Source organism: Candidatus Lernaella stagnicola (assembly GCA_030765525.1).
Taxonomy (GTDB): domain Bacteria; phylum Lernaellota; class Lernaellaia; order Lernaellales; family Lernaellaceae; genus Lernaella; species Lernaella stagnicola.
Genome location: JAVCCK010000016.1, coordinates 15504 through 33488 on the forward strand (window position 1 = coordinate 15504; position 17985 = coordinate 33488).

Annotated in this window: 14 protein-coding genes; 8 read left to right on the forward strand and 6 right to left on the reverse strand. The window is 61.7% G+C overall.

Annotated features, from left to right (window positions below):
* Window positions 1-88 precede the first annotated feature (88 nt).
* From P9L99_07715 to P9L99_07730, 4 genes are all read right to left on the reverse strand, one after another.
* Window positions 89-1009: an IS1595 family transposase gene (locus P9L99_07715; GenBank protein ID MDP8223228.1), complete on the reverse strand. Its 921-nt coding sequence runs from the start codon at window positions 1007-1009 to the stop codon at window positions 89-91.
* A gap of 77 nt (window positions 1010-1086) precedes the next feature.
* The gene (locus P9L99_07720) at window positions 1087-1500 is read right to left on the reverse strand and encodes a hypothetical protein (protein ID MDP8223229.1); all 414 of its coding nucleotides are present in this window, start codon (window positions 1498-1500) and stop codon (window positions 1087-1089) included.
* A gap of 82 nt (window positions 1501-1582) precedes the next feature.
* On the reverse strand, window positions 1583-2620 hold the full coding sequence (locus P9L99_07725; GenBank protein MDP8223230.1) for a radical SAM protein: 1038 nt from the start codon (window positions 2618-2620) through the stop codon (window positions 1583-1585).
* Window positions 2617-5391 (reverse strand): radical SAM protein, encoded by a 2775-nt coding sequence (locus tag P9L99_07730; GenBank protein ID MDP8223231.1) that lies wholly within the window; start codon window positions 5389-5391, stop codon window positions 2617-2619. The genes P9L99_07725 and P9L99_07730 overlap by 4 nt, the downstream gene beginning before the upstream one ends.
* A 131-nt stretch (window positions 5392-5522) precedes the next feature.
* Here P9L99_07730 and P9L99_07735 point away from each other — a divergent pair, with 131 nt between their 5' ends.
* The 4 genes from P9L99_07735 (at window position 5523) to P9L99_07750 (ending at window position 10133) form a co-directional block, all read left to right on the forward strand.
* The gene (locus P9L99_07735; protein ID MDP8223232.1) at window positions 5523-5894 is read left to right on the forward strand and encodes a hypothetical protein; all 372 of its coding nucleotides are present in this window, start codon (window positions 5523-5525) and stop codon (window positions 5892-5894) included.
* 69 nt (window positions 5895-5963) lie between these two features.
* Entirely contained in the window at window positions 5964-7709 is a 1746-nt protein-coding gene (locus P9L99_07740) for a hypothetical protein (protein ID MDP8223233.1), read from the forward strand.
* An 8-nt stretch (window positions 7710-7717) separates the two neighbouring features.
* Window positions 7718-8761 (forward strand): GDSL-type esterase/lipase family protein, encoded by a 1044-nt coding sequence (locus tag P9L99_07745; protein ID MDP8223234.1) that lies wholly within the window; start codon window positions 7718-7720, stop codon window positions 8759-8761.
* A gap of 13 nt (window positions 8762-8774) precedes the next feature.
* Complete coding sequence (locus P9L99_07750) at window positions 8775-10133, forward strand: sulfatase (protein ID MDP8223235.1); 1359 nt, start codon at window positions 8775-8777, stop codon at window positions 10131-10133.
* 73 nt (window positions 10134-10206) lie between these two features.
* On the opposite strand, the gene P9L99_07755 is transcribed toward P9L99_07750, so the two are convergent.
* Entirely contained in the window at window positions 10207-10632 is a 426-nt protein-coding gene (locus P9L99_07755) for a hypothetical protein (protein ID MDP8223236.1), read from the reverse strand.
* A gap of 175 nt (window positions 10633-10807) precedes the next feature.
* Entirely contained in the window at window positions 10808-11518 is a 711-nt protein-coding gene (locus tag P9L99_07760; GenBank protein ID MDP8223237.1) for a hypothetical protein, read from the reverse strand.
* A 528-nt stretch (window positions 11519-12046) separates the two neighbouring features.
* Here P9L99_07760 and P9L99_07765 point away from each other — a divergent pair.
* From P9L99_07765 to P9L99_07780, 4 genes are all read left to right on the forward strand, one after another.
* Window positions 12047-13744, forward strand: a complete 1698-nt coding sequence (locus P9L99_07765; GenBank protein MDP8223238.1) for an RDD family protein — start codon at window positions 12047-12049, stop codon at window positions 13742-13744.
* Between the two features lie 161 nt (window positions 13745-13905).
* Window positions 13906-16026 (forward strand): TonB family protein, encoded by a 2121-nt coding sequence (locus P9L99_07770; protein ID MDP8223239.1) that lies wholly within the window; start codon window positions 13906-13908, stop codon window positions 16024-16026.
* A 109-nt stretch (window positions 16027-16135) separates the two neighbouring features.
* On the forward strand, window positions 16136-17212 hold the full coding sequence (locus tag P9L99_07775; protein MDP8223240.1) for a tetratricopeptide repeat protein: 1077 nt from the start codon (window positions 16136-16138) through the stop codon (window positions 17210-17212).
* A 10-nt stretch (window positions 17213-17222) separates the two neighbouring features.
* Complete coding sequence (locus P9L99_07780; protein ID MDP8223241.1) at window positions 17223-17981, forward strand: DUF3108 domain-containing protein; 759 nt, start codon at window positions 17223-17225, stop codon at window positions 17979-17981.
* The last annotated feature ends 4 nt before the right edge of the window (window positions 17982-17985 follow it).

Here is a 17985-nt window from a genome sequence, read left to right on the forward strand (position 1 = left end):
TTCTTCTCTGATTTCTTTTTCCGTTTTTTCACTGGCTTATAATCAAATATCTTGTCTATCAATCTATCCAACGTTTCCAATAACTCTTTCATGCGGTCAATTCCCTGTAGGTGATCCGACGCCCAACGGTCGCATCTACGAGACTGTCAAGCCGGTCCAGCGTGTGCCGTTTCACGTTACCATCATTCAGGCGGAAAGCAAACTCGCTCGCGTATCGACCCAGATGTTTGGCGCTGACGTGGTGGTAGACGCCATAGACGCCGCGCTTCATCACCGCCCAAACGCTCTCGGCGCTATTGGTGCTCACGCCGTCACGGGAATACTCCCCAGCCATATGATTGACTCTTTCGTGACAACTGAAATCCATGCTCAGACCATTATAGCCCGCGTGTTCATCGGTGTAGATCGTGGCCGTAGGCTCGACGTTATCACGAATTGCCTTTTGCAAGCCCTCCTTGTTGGTGCTATCGACGGGCATTGCCACAGTGCGCCCACCACGCTCCCGCATCCCCAGCACCGCCGACTTCCCCACCGCTCCACGTCCGGCATGTAGCTTTTTCGATTCGTGCTTATTTTTCTCTTTGCCGCCGAAGTAACTCTCGTCGATCTCAACAAGACCGCGCAACTTGGTCAGATCATTACCACAAGCCTCGCGCAGACGTTGCAAGACAAACCACGCCGACTTCTGTGTGATCCCGATCTCCTTGGATAGTTGAAGCGAGGAAACGCCCTTTCGCGATGTGACAAGCAGATACATGGAGTAAATCCATTTGTGAAGCGGGACGTGCGACCGCTCAAAGATTGTGCCGGTGCGAACCGTAAAATCCACCTTGCAAGCGTTACAGCGATAATATCCGCCCTTGCGTTTGGTAATCCGGTCTTTTTTGGAGCACTTAGGACAGACTGCGCCATTCGGCCAGCGGCGACCTTCTAAATAGAGTCGGGCAGCCTCTTGATCGGGGAACATCTCGAAGAGTTGAAACGTGCTGATTGTTACCTTGTCGTTCATTTGTCCCTCACTTCCTGCCATAAATATAGCACGGAAAGATAAGGGAGTCAAGTATATAATTCCCAAAAAAAACACCGTTACGCGCGGCCGGGAATCGTCGAAATAACGTGCCGCGCCATCTGATTGTCGGAGGTTTGCAGCACCACCCGCGTCTGCGTCGACGTCGTGCACGTGGCGTACGAACGCAGTACGTCGATGTTCGCGTCCGCCAGGGTGCGCAGCAGGGCGACCAAACTACCCGGCTGATTGCTCAGATCCACCGTGATCGCCGTGCGCTGTTCGACCGTGCAGCCCATCTCCTCCAACGAACGACACGCGTTGGGAAGTTCGTCTTCCAACACAATCACGAACTGTGCTTCGGTTTTCGCGGCCCACCCATTGAACGCTAGGACGTTGGCGCCCAGGCCCACCAGGCGCGCGAAGACGCACGCGCCGACCCCCAACGTGTCGGGAGCCTTGACGAACAATTCATGGCATTGGATCACTTTCATCGTCTACCTCGATCGCTCCGGCATACGAAGCGAGACACAATCAACCTTGCGTTCCCAAGAAAACCACATCGGCGGAGTTATTTCAACGGAGCCTCCGCAAATGGCTTTCCAACGAGTCGACGCGCAAGGGGCACGTCCGGCAATGCTCCGGCAAGGGCTCGCCGCGCAGAAACGCGCGCCGTAACTCGCGGTAAGCCGGGCCGTTCCAAATGTCCCGCGGCGCGTCGCGCAGCACGTGGCCGACGGCGAAACTGTAACGGTCGTTGCGAAACGCCGCGTTGCAGCAGGGCCACACTTCGCCGCTGGCCCGCACGAAAAACATCCGCAGCGGATGCGGGCACACGCCGCGCTCGATCGCCTCGAAAGGCAGCACGACTTCCACTTGCGAGTCGCGGGCCGCCTCGCGCAACTGGGCGAACGCGGCGGCAAGTCGCTCCGGCTCATGGTAGGCGCTTTTCTCGTGCAGCGATTCGTGCCACGCCACCAGATGATTGACCAGCAGCGAGCGCGCGTTGAGCTTCTCGGCGAAACGAAACAGCCCCGGCAGTTCGCGCAAGTTGTCGCGATCGACCACCACCGTCAGCCCCGCCTCGGGCAGCGTTGAACCCTGTTCGTACTTGCGCCGCGTGAGATACGCCAATGCCTTCTCAGCTTGCGTGATATCCAAGCCGCGCCGGCGCTTCAAATCGGCGGGTTCCACCGCGTCGAGACTCAGGTTGACGATGTCCACCTGCGCCGCGACGAGGCGGTTGATGAAGGCTTCGTCGAGGATCAGGCCGTTGGTGGTGATCTCCACCCGGCAGCCTTTCTCCTTGGCGCGCACGGCGATGTCCCAGAAAAGCGGCGCGATCGTCGGCTCGCCGTGGCCGAAGGCGAAAACGGTGTCGGCGGTGACCATCAGGTCGTCGAGGCGGTCGAGCACCTCCGGCAGCATATCGGCCGGCGGATTTGCCTCCTCGTCCCAAAAGTGCCGCGCGCAAATGGGGCAGGCGCCGTTGCACCGATTGGTCGGCTCGAGCACCAGTTGACTCGGACCGGCCGCGAAACGCTCACGCCCGGCGGCGATGTCCTCGGCCAGCAGCGCCGCGTTGCGCTCCTTTTCCGCCGCGAAGGGCCTCACGGCAACAGCTCCAGCAGGCCGAGGCCGTCCAGCACGTCGCGCAGCCGTTCGATGCCCTCGTAGTTCGGGCAGCGGCGGCAGACGTCGGTCCACAGTGTTGTGCCGTCGGCCAGCGGCAGGTCGCGATGTTGACCCAGCCGGCGCGCGGCCAGACGCACGCGGTCGTAGGCGTCATCGCGCCACCAGTCGGCGAAACTCTTTTCACCAAGGTTGCCGATCGGCCGCGGGGCGCAGCAGAAACTAAGCGTGCCGTCAGCCCAAACGCGCCCGAACACGTAGCCGGCCAGGCACCCCAGCCGCGCGTAGCGGTCCTCGGTCCAGTTGGCCGCCGCGCCGTGACCGCCCGTCTGAAAATCGATGTTGTCGACAACCTCCACGCCCGCCGTTTGGGCGATGTGCCGCGCCTCGGTCAGCTTGTCGGCCAGCCCGGCGAAGTCCTCGTCGGCCAGGGCCAGCGGCGTGTTGTACGACTCGATCGCCGCCAGTTGATAGCGCAGGTGATCGACGCCGAGTTCGGCCGCGAGCCCGGCAAAGTCGACGATATCCTCATGGTTGCGTGCCGTGATGACGTCCACGAGCACCACGCGCGGCTTGTCGAGTCCCTTGGCGCGGCGCAGGTCGAGCAAGCGGCGAACCGCGGCCACGATGCGCCCATGCGCTTCGGGCGCGAGGCGGTCGTGCAGGCGGGCGAACACCTCTTCGCTCGAGGCCGACAGCGACACGTAGAGCATGTCCAGCTCGGCGTCCAGGCAGGCTTCGATGATCGTCTCGTCGAGGCGATGACCGCCGGTGAAGAGCGTTACGTTCAGGCCGCGCTGCTTCAGGCCGCGGATCATCTCGGCGATGCGCGGGTGGCACAGCGGGTCGCCCTTGCCCGAGAGCACGACATCCTCCGTCGCCTCGAGCGCCACCAGGTCGTCGGCGAGTCGCTCGAACATCTCCCACGGCATGGCGGCGTCGCGGTTCTCGTCGGTCAACCGATGCGGATCGGTGCGCGCCTCGGCCAGCGGGCTGTGGAACCAGCAATAGGCGCAATCGGCCTCGCAGCGATTGGTGACGTCCAGGTGAAAGGTGCGCGGGCCGATCGTCGCCACACCCGTCAGCGCCCCCAGCGCGCGCCGCAATTCGGCTTCGTTCTCTTCGTTGACCGCGCCCGCGAACCGCCACAACGTGTCGCGCCACGCCGCGTCGTCCAGTTCGAGCACCACGCGCTCGCGAGCGGCCCTCTCTTTGGCGGCGGCCAGAAGGGCGGGCTGACGGCGGTGCAGATCGCCCAACGGCTGCGGCTGCCACGGTGCCCAATCCGGGTCGACGGCGCGGCCGGTTTCGTCACGAATCAGAGCCAGGATGCGATCGATACGCGCCACGTTCCAAACGGTGACCGGCACGAGGATCGGCGCGGTCGGCGGCAACTCGCGCAGGGCGTCGAGGGTGTCGTTCCACTCGCCCGCTTCGTGACCCAGCCCGTGCACCGATTCATTGTCGCCGTGCAGAACCAGCGCGGCGGGTTTGGTTTCGACCGGCGGCGAAAAGGAGCGTGCCGCGCTCGCCGCTTCGGACAAGTGGGTGCGATACACTTCCTCGATCTCGAGAAGCGATGCGCCCTTTCGAGCGGCGGTTTCCATGTTGTCCAGCAGGCGGTTTTCGGTTTCGGTCAGGCCGCCGGCCAGCCGCATGACGTGCTGGTTGTGGCCGAGGTTGTCGCAAATCCGAAAACAGCCGGGCAGCGCGAAATGGACATCGTGGCCGATGTTGCGTAGCCACGGGTCGTTGTAATCCAGGTGAAGCGTGTGCTCGCGGAAGGTCTTCATGCCCTCGCCGAACCACGCGGCGCCGAAGTCGTGTTCGCGCAGATCCCCGACGGCCACGCGGTGCGCCTTCAAGCAGGCGTGCACCTGCCCGACGGTCGTCACGCGGCTGTAGAACCAGCCCGCGGCGCAGGGGATCGAGGCGACGATGCCGTTGTCGAACACGCCTTTGGCCGCGTCGATGTTGCCCAGCCGCCGGATGAACAGGTCGCGATGCACGAAGGGCGGCCCGTCGTCGGGCAGGGCGTCGAGAATTTCCAGCGTGCGTTCGATTTCCTTTTTGCCGAGCGTGAACACATCGGTGCGGCGCGGGATGGGGTCGAAGGCCGCCAGTTCCACTTCTTCGACGCCGGTCTGCCGCGCGTGCTCGACCATGAGGGGGATTTCCTCGTAGTTGAGCCGATTGATCACGTGATACAGCTTGACGCGCGGCACGTCGCGGCCGCGTAGCTTTTTGGTTTCCCGCAGGTGACTGAGCAACTGCGTGAGGTGCGCGAACGTGGCCGGCGTTTTGTTGGGGTGCAGGCGCGAGTACGTCGCCGCCGTCCCGGCCCACAGCGACACGATCAACAGGTCGAGGCCTGCGTCGATCAAGCTCTCGACGAAGTCGCCGTCGGCCAGCGTGAAATTCGTGTTGAGCGTGACATGCAGGCCCGCGTCCTTGGCCAGACGGATGACGTCCAACAAATCCGGGTGGCAGAGCGGATCACCGCCGCCGCCCAGAAACAGCTCGGCGACGCGCTGCTCGACCAACGCCGGCAGCAACGCCCGTACAAAGGCGAGGTCCAGCGCGCCTTTCTCGAGCGTGTCGTAGTTGTCCTCGTCGGTCAGCATGGGGCTGCGCGCCCAGCAGCCAAGGCAGTTGTTGGTGCAGGCGTCGGTTAAATCCAGTTGCACGATCTGCGGGCCGATCAGGGCGCGGTCGCCCAGACGCATACCCACGAGGCGCAAGGCGGTATTCAAATCGATCAGCTTCGTTACCTCCTACCCGACTAGGATAAGTATTTCGGGCGCCGGGCAAAAGCCCGTCACACGGGGGCCGCCGTCGCCCCGCGCACATTTACGGACTGAACGACTCGTGCCATAGTACGCCCATGCGTCTGTTATGCCTGATTCTTCCGCTATGCCTCCTGGCCGCCGTCGCCGTCGCCGAGCCGCCGCCCATCGCCGGTTTCGACGCCGGCAAGACCTTCCATTTCCACATCGGCGACACCTTCCGGGTGCAACTCGAAACCGAAGCGGGGGGCCGCTGGACGTGGCCGGCGATCGACGAAACGGTCGTCAAACGCCTTGGCGTAGAGACCCGAAATACCGGCGGCAAAAGCGTGGAGATCACCACCTTTCGCGCCGTGGGACCGGGAACCATCGACTTGTTTGCCGAACGGGTCGACGCCGCCGACCCGGCGCGGGTTCGCGCCCGGTTTCCCATCACCGTGCAGGTCGTGGAAGAACCCGCCCGCCCATAACAACCCTTGCTTTGCCCGGCCCCGGCAAGCTACCCTTGCGGCGCAATGAGTCCGAAGGAGTCGCGCACCTTGGCTGAAAAGAAGAAAAAGCCCCCGCGGTTGACCGTGAAGCAGTATTTCATGGCATTGCCCTTTAGTGTGGCGATGCTCGTCGTGCCGCTGCTGCCGACGGTGTTGCTCATGTTCTTGCGACGCGCCGGACGCGCCCCGATCGCGGTCGTGTTGCTGGCGCTGCTTACCTTCGGCTACCCCTGGCTGCGACACCGCAAGCCGCGGATCGCGTGGTGGGTCGGCACGATCGCCGCCGTGGCAAGCGTGATCGGCGTGGTGATCGCTACGGTCGTGATGGGCATCTTCTTCCGCTATTGGGTGATCATCACGTACGCTTTGGCGGTGGGATTCGTCGTGTTGAACCGCGAGCGGTGGAAGCCGTGGACCTTCGGCGTGTTCGGCTTGCTGCTGCTCTACCACATTATCCCGCTGGGCGCGGTGCAGGTGATTATGGCGCTGGTGGGCATGGCGCTGGTGGGGCTCTTTTTTCTGCTGCCCGACCGCGACAACTTCCCCCTGCCGCCGGTAGTCGTCACGATGATTATGGCCCTGTTGCTGGCCCACGGCGGCGGATTCTATTTCGACGTCGGCGGCGACGCGGAAATCGCGCAACACGCGGCGGGCGGGGAAGTGTTTCGCTTCACCGGACAGCGACGCGGTTGGGCGCGCGTCTTGGGCGGCAACCCGCGTTTTCTGGCACCGACATGCCGGGGCGACCTTTTTTACGTGGGCACCAAGAAAGGTTCGCGTTCGGCGCTGATGGTCATCAATCCCGCCTCGCCGAAGTTCCGTAAAGTGGCGATGAAAGTCCCGCTGCGCGGCGGCATCACTGAAAACATGGTCATCGACTGCCGCTCCCAGACCTTGGTGATCGGCAATTCCGGCAGCGGCGAGGTTTACATTCTCAACATGCGCGACCCGCGAACCGTCGTCGCCAAAGAGCAACTCGAAGGCGCGCGCTTGAATCTGCTGCGCTTGGATCGCGGCCGAAACCGCCTGTTCGTCGGCGCTTCGAACAAGAGCTTCCTCTACGTGTTGCGCGCATCGAACCTGTCTGAATTCGACCGCGTCGAACTCGCCGACCCCGTCAGCGACATGACCGTGGACCGGACCGGCGGCCACGCCGTGCTCGTGGTTTCCGAGGACGGCACGGTCACGCGCACCGCGGCTAACGAGCGCGGCAATTTCGAGGTGCGGGCGACGGGCGAGGTCGACGTGGGCAAGCTCATCTACAACCTGGCGCTGGACGAAACGGGGCGCCGGTTGTTTGTCAGCTCGCTGTTCGGCCGGGAAATCGTCGTTCTGGACGCCGACACGCTGGCCACCATCGGCTCGTTTCGCACCTCGCGCGGCACGCGCTACATGCACTTTGATGCGCGCCGCAACCTGCTGTACGCGGGCAACTTCTTCTTCGGCCAACTCGACGCGTTCGCCGTGGCGACCGACGGCACGGCCGAGAAGGCGTGGTCCATGGAAGTCGGGCGGCGCGTGCGCTACCTGATGATGGATCCGATTCGCGACCGCCTTTGCTTCACCAGCCAGATGGGCGGCTATTGCCTGGACCTCAACACCCTCAAACCGGCCGCCGAGCCGACTCCGGAAATCGCCGCGCCGGACGTGGAATCCGACACGCCCGATGCCGCTGAACCCGCCGATGACGACACACCGCCCGCCACCGACGACACGCCGACCGCCACCGACGACACGCCGACCGACGGTACGCCCGCCGCGACCCCGCCGCCGGTTGACGATTCCGCGAAATAGGCTGCGCTGTGCTTCGCCGCCTCGGTTGGGCCGGAATCGCGACCGTGGCCGCCCTGGTGCTTGCCGAAACCCTTTTTCGCCTCGGTTATCCGCTCGTTTTGCCGGAAAACAGCCGCGCCTTGCGGCAATGGATCGACGGTCCCCACTTGCCGCCCGCGGCGCATTTCGCGGCGCATCCCGATTATTTTTACGCCTACGATTCGCAGGAAGCGGGCGTTAACGAATTGGGTTTTCTCGGGCCGCTCCCCGCCAAGCCCGGTGCGACTGACGCGGCTCGTATCGTGGTGCTTGGCGATTCCACCGTCGCCGGTGAGCACAGTTGGGCGATGCGTCTGCCGCAAGCGGCCCGGCAACGATGGGGGCGCGACATCCAGGTCGCCCAAGCGGCAGTGCCGGGTTGGAGTTTGCGGGAAGTGGCGATGGCCGTGGAGACGCTGGTCCCGCGCTACGAGCCCGATGCCGTCATCGTGCACGCCGGGGTCAACGACCTGGGCGCGGCGATGGTGGCGGGATTCCGGCCGGATTACGGTCATTGGCGACAACCGACCTTCGGGCAGAAGCGCAGCGCCTACCGACTCATCAAACGCCGCCGCCAACTGTTCGGCGTCAGTCGGCTGGCCGCTTGGTTGGCGCGCGCCACCGGCCAACCTATGCCGACGCCGCCCCGTCTGGACGCCCTGGCTAACCGCCCCGAGGGGCAGCCCATCGACGGGAATTTCGGGCCCGAATTTGCCGCGGCGATCGCCGCGCACCTGGAACGCATCGCCGCCGTGTGCGAACGACACGGTGTCGCATGCGTCTGGACGACGCAGCCGATATGCGCCACGCATGGGGTCGCGCTCGACCCGTCGCAGACTGTGCAACGCGGAATGGCTATGGTAACAAAGGTGATTCGCGCGGCGCAGGCCGCCGCATTCGTGGATATGGCGGCCGCGCTCGATGAACGGTGCGCGTTGTTTACGGATATCGTGCACACCAACCCTGCCGGTGATGCGGCGAAGGCCGACCTGGCTGTCGAAGCGTTACCCGGGGCATTGGAATGGAGTGATTGAACTTGGAGGAACCGTGTTGAAAAAAACAGTGTTTGGCCTGTTGTTTATCGCCTTGGCGCTTTTGGCGCTTACCGGTTGCAGCAATCGGAATGGAACCGTTCCCACGCCGGTGTATTTGATTGTCATCGATACCTTGCGCACTGACGCGCTGAGCACCTATGGCGGCAAGTGGCCCACACCGTTCCTGGATGAGTTCGCGGCGCAAGGTGTCGTCTTCGAAAACTGCATCGCCCCGTCGAGCTGGACGGTTCCCAGCACGGCCAGTTTGCTGACCGGTTTGTATCCCTTCCACCACGGCACGGTAAAGGCGCTGCAGGAAAGCGGTCACGTGCTCTCGCAGCAAACGTTGTCGAGCGGCTGGAAAACCGTCGCCGAGTATTTCAAGCAAATGGAGTACAAAACCTACGGCGTGAGCGGCAACGGACACCTCGCCGAACAATACGGCTTTACGCAGGGGTTCGACGAGTTCGTCACTCACGACTTCAAGGGCATGGACTCGGTGACGTCGAGTTGGTCGGGCATGGCGGCGAAAATCGCCGGTGAATACCGTTTCGGTTCGCCCTTCTTCGCCTTTCTCTTCTATTTCGACCCGCACCACCCCTATGTGCCGCGCGAACCCTACATTTCGAAGTACTACCCCAACTATCTCGAGCCCAGCCAAGCGTTACTGGGCAAAGACATGGTGCAAATGTGGCGCGACGGCTATTTCAAGCAGCATCCGAAAGCCGTCGTCGTAGCCAGAGCCATGTATGACTCGGAAGTCGCGGCGCTCGACGCGCATTTGCGGGACGTGTTCAACCAGTTGCCCGGCTTCGACGATGCGCTGGTGATTCTCACTTCGGATCACGGCGAGGAATTCTTCGAGCACGAACAAATGATCCACGGCAACAACCTGATGCAAACCCAGATTCACGTACCGTTGATCGTCAAGCTCCCCAAAGGCGCACACGGCGGATTGCGGGTCAAAGACCCGGTCTCGCTCGTGGATATTCTGCCGACGATGATGGAAGTCGTGGGCGGCCCCACCGGCAATTGGGACGGTCGCAGCTTGGTCGCGCATTGGACCGGCAAGAAAGCCGCGCCGCGGGACCTGTTCTCTCACCTCGACGTGCCGTGGGCCAAACACTCGGCGCTCGTGCGTTGGCCGTTCAAGTTTATCCAGCAAGCTAACGGCAAGCGTTGGCAATACAATCTTGCGGTCGACCCCGACGAGAAAAAAGACATCTACTCAGAGAAAGACGCCAATGCGGTCGCCGCCTATCGTGAGCTGGCGGAACGCGGCGCGTATGACGTGAAGTATCCGCCCCGTGTGATGTCCAACGATATCCCGGAGGACCTGCGGGAGAAGCTCAAGAACCTCGGTTACCTCTGATCCAACGCGGTTAAGACGTAAAAAAGGCCGGGCTTGCCGCCCGGCCTTTTGTTTTTTGCGATCAGGACCGTTTTTATGGGGTCACGTCGTCGTTGTCGTCGTCGTCATCGGTTGCCGTGTCGTCGTCATCGTCGTCGTCATCATCGTCGTCGTCATCGTCGTCGTCATCGGTTGCCGTGTCGTCGTCAGTCGTGTCGTCGTCAGCCGTGTCATCGTCGGCGGTGTCGTCGTCGGCGGTGTCATCGTCGGCGGTGTCGTCATCGGCGGTGTCGTCATCGGCGTTGTCGTCGTCGTCATCATCGCCGGCGGTGTCATCGTCGCCGGCGGTGTCATCGTCGCCTGGCGTGTCGTCGTCGACTTTTTCCAAGTTGCCGGTGTCGCCTTCATCGAGTTCGACGCCATCTTCGTGGCAGACCGGCCCGATAAAGCCGAGCGCCGCCACCAGCGACAACATAAAGACAAACATTCCCAGTTGCGACCAGTTCAATTGCCGGACCATCGAATCCCTCCTTGACCATTCTGCGCGCCAACGGACGCGACGTGCGACAGCCACCGGGCCGTCGACTGAGTTTCTTTCTTTAGCACTTTTGCTTTCGACCGGTCAAGGCGGCAGAAAGCCAAAAAAAAAAGCGGGAGGAAAGCCTCCCGCTTTTCACATAACTAACGGTGATCGATTAGCTGCCGCAGTTATCGGTCATGCAGTCGATCAGGTCCTGACCCTGGGAGCCACCGCCATCGCATTCGGAAGCGATGCACGTGTCGTAGCATTCCCAAGGATCACTGAACAGTTCGCACGTGTTGTGCATGTCAAGTTCCGGAATCCAGTAACGGGTGTCGGTGAACAAGAACACGACTTCACAGTTGTAGATGCCGTTCACAGTCAGGCCGCAGCCTTCGGCCGGGGCGGCCGGGGCGAGGCAGTCGTCGAAGCAACCGTCATCACAGAATTCGTCGTACACACAGGTGCCCATGCAGTTCCAGAACACCGAAGCGCTCTTGGCATACAGGTCTTCGCTCAGGCCACACCATTCTTCCAGGCCGGCCTCATCCTGCTGCACACCGTCGCCATCGAGCAACGTGAGCCCGCAGATGTTGAGCATGCCGTCAGCGATGTCGGCGCAGGTGTCGCCGCCGCCGCCGGTGTCGTCGTCGTCGGTGACGGTGTCGTCATCGACTGTGTCGTCATCAGTTTCGTCATCGTCATCGTCGGTAGCGTCGTCGTCGGTAGCGTCGTCGTCGGTAGCGTCGTCGTCGGTGAAGAACGTGTCGTCATCATCGTCGTCGTCGTCATCGTCATCGTCGCAAGCGACAAGGGCGGCGCTCAAGCCCATACAGAGCACGAACGCCAGCATCAACATAAATACTTTGTGGTTCCATAGCTTCATTTCTAAGTTTCCTCCTGTTGTTGGTTTTTGTCCCGAACCTCCACAATTTGACCCGGGTATGGCTTGTTACTGCGCCATGCAAATGTCAACAGCGCGCCAAAGCGGCGTCAGGACAAACACAACTTACGAATAACCGATCCTCCGACTGAGGAACCCACCCGTTCCCCAGCTTCAGCAAAAGCAGTTAGCATACCTTGATCGGTCTAGCAAGCGAAAAAATGACCCGGGCCGCGCGAAAAGCACAAAACAGTAGTAATATCATATTGATGGCAACCGGAAGCGACGAAAAGGCCAGCTTTCAAAACTCTTGATGCTTCGCGGGTCGAGACTGCGCGGAGAGCCCGCGCGCCATACGTGAAAAATCAACGGAAAACCGAAGGATTTTGTCGAGAATCAATCGCGCGGCGGGGTTCGAAGCCGTGAACGCTCCGAGTTCCGCGCCGCTTCCACGCGCTCAAACTGCTTGACGCTCTCCGGGGCGCGTGTTACGAGTTTGCCGCTGAACACTCGGTTGGGGGGAATGGTCGCGTGCGTTGTCCAAACTGCGGATTTGTCTCATTTGACGACTTGGACGATTGCAAGAAGTGCGGCTACGACCTGGTGGCGCACCGCGCGGGCGGAAGAAAAAAAACGGGTTCATGGTTTTCCCGACTGCGGTCGCGAAAAGTGGAAGCCGCCGCCGCCAAAGTAGAAGCTGTCGCAACCGCCACCGCCGAAAAGAAACAAGCTCCGGCCCGCAGCATTTCCCCGCCGCTACACGCCAAGAAAAGCGGCAGCGATTCCGCCGCTGCCAACCCCGTCGATTTGCAGGCCCACGACCATCAACTGGAACAAATGCGCGACGAACTCCGGCACACCTACCAGCAGGCGCCGGTTGCCGAACGCCGCGCCATTCGCGCCAAACTCGACGAACTTGACCGGGAACGCACGGGCGTTCGACGCCGCATCGAGGTAATGGAGCGCGAGCATAAAACGCGGGAAAAGCGTATCCGCGGGCAGCTTGAAGTCGAGCGTCGCGCCGTGGAAGAGGAAAGGCGCAAGTCCGAGGAACTGCGCGGGGAAATGGAAGCCAAGTTGCGCGAGTCCGAAAGCGCGCGGCAGGAGGCCCAGCGCAAACTGGAGGAGGCGACCCAAGCGCAATCGAGCATCCAGAGCGAACTGGATACCGCCCTCAAGCAACAAGATGAAATCGAGCAGGATCTCACCGCCGCCCGGCAAGCTCAAACCAGCATGCAAGAGGAGCTGAATCACGCCCGGCGGCGACAAGCCGAAGTCAACGGACAAAGCGAGCAGCTCGCCAAGCAAGCGGCGGAAGTCAAAAGACTCGAAGCCGAGCGACGCTTGCTCTTTGAAGCCGCCCAACGCTTGCAGGAAGAACGCGAACGGTTGGAATTGCAGCGCCTGGCGGCTGAGAAAGATCGCATCTTGCGCTCGCGACGGAAAGCGGCCGAAACCATCGCGGCGCCAACGCCGGAACCGGTCGCAATACAGGAGCCGGTCGCAACGCCGGAACTGGTCGCAACGCCGGAACTGGTCGCAACGCCGGAACCGGTCGCCACGCCGGAACTTCCGGCCGCCGTGCCGCCGCCCAACCGCGCTGCGGAAATCGTCGAGCGATTGTCCAAGCCCGCCGCGCGCGCCGAGGATCTGCTGGAATTGTATGGTCGCCCTCGCGAGCGACGCGTCCCGTCCGGGAAGGCGAAAGAAACGCCGCCACTTTCTCAGGACCGGGAATTCGAGTCCGTCGAAATAGAAGAAGGCGAAGTGATCGTCGAATACGAGGATCACGAACAGGACGCCTACGTTCCCAAGGGCGGCTTCTTGTTTCGCGGGATGGCGGCGCTGATCGACATCATGTTGTTGACGATGGTCGTGGGGCTGTTCCTGGGAATCGGCTTGTTTGTCACCGGCGTTTCGGGCAAAGGGATGCTCGGTGCCATCGGCACCCTGGGTCTCCCTTTCTATATTGTATTCCTAATGTTGTCGGCCGCTTACTTCACGTACATGCACGGCGTGTACGGCCAAACATTGGGTAAACGCTTGCTGGGCTTGCGTGTGATGACGACTCACGGCGGCGACTTGGGCTTCTTGACGGCGTTTTTTCGGTTTGTAACTACTTGTTTTTCAGCGGGATTGTTAGGCATGGGTGTATTTTGGATCGCCCTGGACGGCAACAAGCAGGGGTGGCACGACAAGCTGTCGCGCACCGTTGTCGTACGCTTGTAAATCCTCGAACACAAACTCTTGACGGCGGGTCTCGACTGATTAATAATTACCGGACGAGGTTCCTGCCGGGTAAGCTTGTAAATTTTCACCGCCGAACAGGTGAAATCGTGGGAGATCCTTAAACCTAGAACACCGGTGCGACACGCTGAGGGGCGGAACACTTGAGCGATATCTTCTCCGACGACGTCCTGGATTCGATTGACGGGGCAATAGATCAAACGATGACGGTTCGCACCTTTGGTGTGGGCGACGCCATCGCCGAGCGGTTCAAAGTCGAGCGCGTCGTAGGACGCGGCAACTTTGGCTTCGTGTACCGCGTCAAAGATTCCACGACCGGCAAAACCCGGGCACTCAAAACTTTTTACGAGCGCATTACCGAGCGGCCCGGCGTGGCCAAGGCACTGCTGGACCTAGGCAACGCCCTGGCTCAAATTACGCACCCGAATTTGGTGCGCGTGTTCGAGGTGGGGCAAGACGGCGATTTGATCTTCTTCGTGGAAGAATTCGTCAGCGCCATGACCCTCAAACGCCTCGTGAGCGCCGTCCGGAAAAACGCGCCCGAACAAGGTTTTCCCAGCGAGGAAATGAACAACCTGTTGGCGCAGGTTACCGAATTGCTCGCCGAATTTCCCGACCTTCCCCATGGCAATCTGACTCCGCAGAACATCTTCATGAGCAAGCAAGGTGTGAAGGTGTCGGATATCGGTGTGCTGGCCGCCGTGCGTTCCGCCCTCCAAGAGGCGGATTTCGGCGCCATGACCGGCGGCGAGTTCTGGGCGCGCGAAACCTTCGATCAAGGAATCGTCGACGCCGGCGCCGACGTCTTTAGTCTCGGGCGTTTGCTCGAATACATCCTCACCCTTGAAAAACCGACCGGCGAAAAAGAACACCGGCCGATCAAGGGCGGGCATCCCGAAGCCCTGCTCGCGCTCGTCGAAGAGGCCACGGCCCACGACCCGGCCGAGCGCCCGCCCAACGCCGCCGCCTTTATGGGCACCTACGAAGCGGCCTATCACGAGACGCGAGCGACAGAGCCCTTCTTCGAAGACGAATCCGAAGCGCGGGCCGAAGAAGACGAATTGGCCGCCGCCGTGGAAAGCGCCACCGAAGCCCTTGCCGAGCAAGTCGTCGCCGAAGAACTCGTCGATGAGGATGCCGGCGAATTGCCGGAGATCGAAACCACCGCCGAACCGGTGGAAGAAGTGTTTGCCGAAGACTTCTTCCTGGAAAGCGAGCCGGCCGAACCGATCGAGCAGGCCGAACTGCCGCTGCCGGAAGCCGAACCCGAAGCGCCCGCCCAAGAGGCGATCGAAGAACTGCCCGCCGAGCCCGAGGTTCGGATTCCCCATCTGAAACGTGAGGAGAAAAAGGGTCCGGCCGTCGCCCCGCTGGTGGCAGCGGCGATCGTGGTCATTGGGTTGGTCGTGGCGTTTTTCATGTTCCAGGATAAGATTCTGCCGCCCGCCACGCCCCAGCCGCAGCCCACGCCGCTGGTGGATCAGGATACCTTCGACCTGGAAGGTATTACGATTCAGCCCGAGCCGGGCGGCCCGACTTTCGATCAAATGATCGGCGCGATGTTGACCCAGGCCGAAACCTACATGAAGACCAACCGCATCACGAGCCCGCGGGACGACTCGGCCTACGGCATTTACACCTTCGTGTTGGATATCGATCCGGAAAACAAAGTGGCGAAAGACGGCGTGCAGGAAGTCGAAGACTACTACATGAAATTCGGCCGCGCCTTCTTGAACAAGAAGGACTACGACAACGCCAAATATATGTTCAGCCGCGTGACCGAGATCGTCAATCCGGGCAACAAAGAAGCTCGGCAGGCGATGGCGCGTATCGCCCGCGAGGGACAGGGCATCCAGGTCGCGACCGGGCCCAAGCCGGGAGTGGGACCGCAGCCGGGGCCGCAAGCGACTCCGCAGCCGGCCGGCAAGCAGCCCGTGGGTATCGTGCCGCCGGTCAAGGGAATCGAACCCGTACCGCCGCAACCGCTGACGAAATTGACCCCCGCGACCATCAGGGCGACGATTGCCAAATACATGGGCCGGGTCAAATTCTGCTTTGCGAAAAACCCGGAAGCCAGCGGCACGGTGAAGGTGGGCTTTACCATCAATCCCGACGGCAGCGTGACCGGCACCCATGTGGCCAGTTCGTCGATGAGCAATGCCGCGGTGGAGCAGTGCCTGGTGCGACGCGTCTCGTTCATGAGATTCCCGGCGTCCTCGGGGTCGTCTAAAAAGGTCACGTTCCCGTTTACTTTCAAGAAATAAGTTCCTTCCGGCCGTGCCGACAACCTGATAGCGGCGAACCCCCGCGTTTACGCCCGGCAACCGAAATGGTTAGACTACCGTTGACCATGTGGGAAACGAGGGTGAGCGGATGAACCGGATAACTCGCAACCAGGCCGCATTGTGCTTCGTCGTGCTCGCCGTGTGGCTGCTTGCCGCCGGCTGCGGCAGCACGTCGGTGGGCGCTCGCTTGGTGCTGCCGCCTACCACCATCGTCGGCGACCCCCACGGTTTGCGCGGCGACATCTACGACGCCTACGAACTCTTCGACCGGGGCGAGGAAGCCTTTGTGCAGGCCCAGTGGCCCCGCGCCCAGGTCCTTTACGAGCGATTGCTGCGCGAGTATCCGCAAAGCGACATTGCCCCCATGGCTCGCTACAACCTGGCGCTGGTGAACGAACGTCAGGGAAACTGGGGCGACGCGCTGGCGGTCTACGAAGGCTTCGGCATGCCGCCGGGAAAGGGCGTGCGCCTGGAAGAAGTGCGGCTGCGCAAAGGCATCTGCCTAAGCCGCTTGAAACGCTGGGACGAGGCGCAGGCCGTATTCGAAAGCGTGCTGCGGCAGTTCGGCGTGCCGCCGCTGGAATACAACGAGGCCCGCGTGCGTCTGGGGATCGCGGCGTTTCACAACGAGCGCGAAGTGCTCGCCGAGCATTACCTATCGCAAGCGCTGGCCCAATACGAGATCAACGCCGAGCGGGGCGTCGCCTATGCCCGCGCCGCGTTCGGCCAAGGCTATTTCGTGATGGGCGAGATTTATTTTCGCCGCTTCGAGCAAGTCGAACTGGCCGGCGACACGGCCATGCTGTCACGCTCATTGCGGGAAAAGGCCGAAGCCTTTGTCATCGCCCGCGAGCACTACACCCGCGCGATTCGAACTTACGAACCGGGAGTCGTGGTCTCTTCGCTGTTTCGCATCGGCATGGGTTACGAGTTGTTCTACCGCACGGTACTGGCCGCGCCGGACCCGGCCGAACTGACGGCGAACGAACGACGCGCTTACCGCGACAAACTGGCCGAGAAACTCAAGCCCTTGCTCGACAAAGCTCTGGCAGCCTACCGTCGCAACCTGGACCTGGCGCAGCAAATGAACGTGAGCGGCTCGTGGGTCGAGCAAACGCAAAAACGATATCGGGATCTAAGCGACTTCGCGCAGCAAGCGCCGTGACGGGGGGAACATGAAACGTTTGATTTTCGGGTGCCTGACGGTAATCGTTTTGTGCTTGGCCGGGCCGGCGTGGGCCGTGGATTTCGCGGGCGAAAAAGTCACCTACGAATTCGGCTGGCGCAACATCAGCGCCGCGACGCTGGATATCAGGGTCAAGAACACGACCGTGGCCGGTGAGCCGAGCTACGCCGTGACGCTCGATATCAAGGGCAAGCCGGCACTGGATTGGATTTGGCGGGTGCGCGATCGCATCGACACCCTCGCGCGCGCCAAGGACCTGCGGCCCTTCCGTTATTTCTTCACGCAGCGCGAAGGCGCGTTCAAGCTCGATACCGAAATCACTTACGACAACGCCCAAAACAAGCTGGTTAGCAAGCGAACCCGTTACAAGAAAAGCGGGACGAAGCAACTGCGGCCCAAAGACGCGCCGGGCGACCACTTCGACCCGGTGACATCCTTGATGGTCGTGCGCCGCGTCGAGTTCAAACCGGGCGTCGTGCATACGGTCAAGGTGTTCGACGGCAAGCGAAAACATCTCGCCGAGTACCGCTGCATCGGTGAAAAAAAACTCGAAACCAAGGTCGGGACTTTCGACACGTGGATCATCAAACCGAAGCTGATCAAATCCGAAGGCAAGGACGACGACGCCAAGGCCGAGAAGGTCAAGGACGTCACCGTCTGGATCCAAAAGGATGCGCCGCACCACGTGCTGCGCGTTGAATCGGAGGCGTTGTGGGGTTACATCTACGTCGAACTGATCGCCAAATAGCCCT

Excerpts from the sequence above, each read along its gene's own strand:
- P9L99_07720 (MDP8223229.1), bottom strand. The coding sequence starts at position 1,500 with ATGAAAGTGATCCAATGCCATGAATTGTTCGTCAAGGCTCCCGACACG.
- P9L99_07755 (MDP8223236.1), bottom strand. The coding sequence starts at position 10,632 with ATGGTCCGGCAATTGAACTGGTCGCAACTGGGAATGTTTGTCTTTATG.
- P9L99_07715 (MDP8223228.1), bottom strand. The coding sequence starts at position 1,009 with ATGAACGACAAGGTAACAATCAGCACGTTTCAACTCTTCGAGATGTTC.
- P9L99_07735 (MDP8223232.1), top strand. The coding sequence starts at position 5,523 with ATGCGTCTGTTATGCCTGATTCTTCCGCTATGCCTCCTGGCCGCCGTC.
- P9L99_07780 (MDP8223241.1), top strand. The coding sequence starts at position 17,223 with ATGAAACGTTTGATTTTCGGGTGCCTGACGGTAATCGTTTTGTGCTTG.
- P9L99_07775 (MDP8223240.1), top strand. The coding sequence starts at position 16,136 with ATGAACCGGATAACTCGCAACCAGGCCGCATTGTGCTTCGTCGTGCTC.
- P9L99_07760 (MDP8223237.1), bottom strand. The coding sequence starts at position 11,518 with ATGAAGCTATGGAACCACAAAGTATTTATGTTGATGCTGGCGTTCGTG.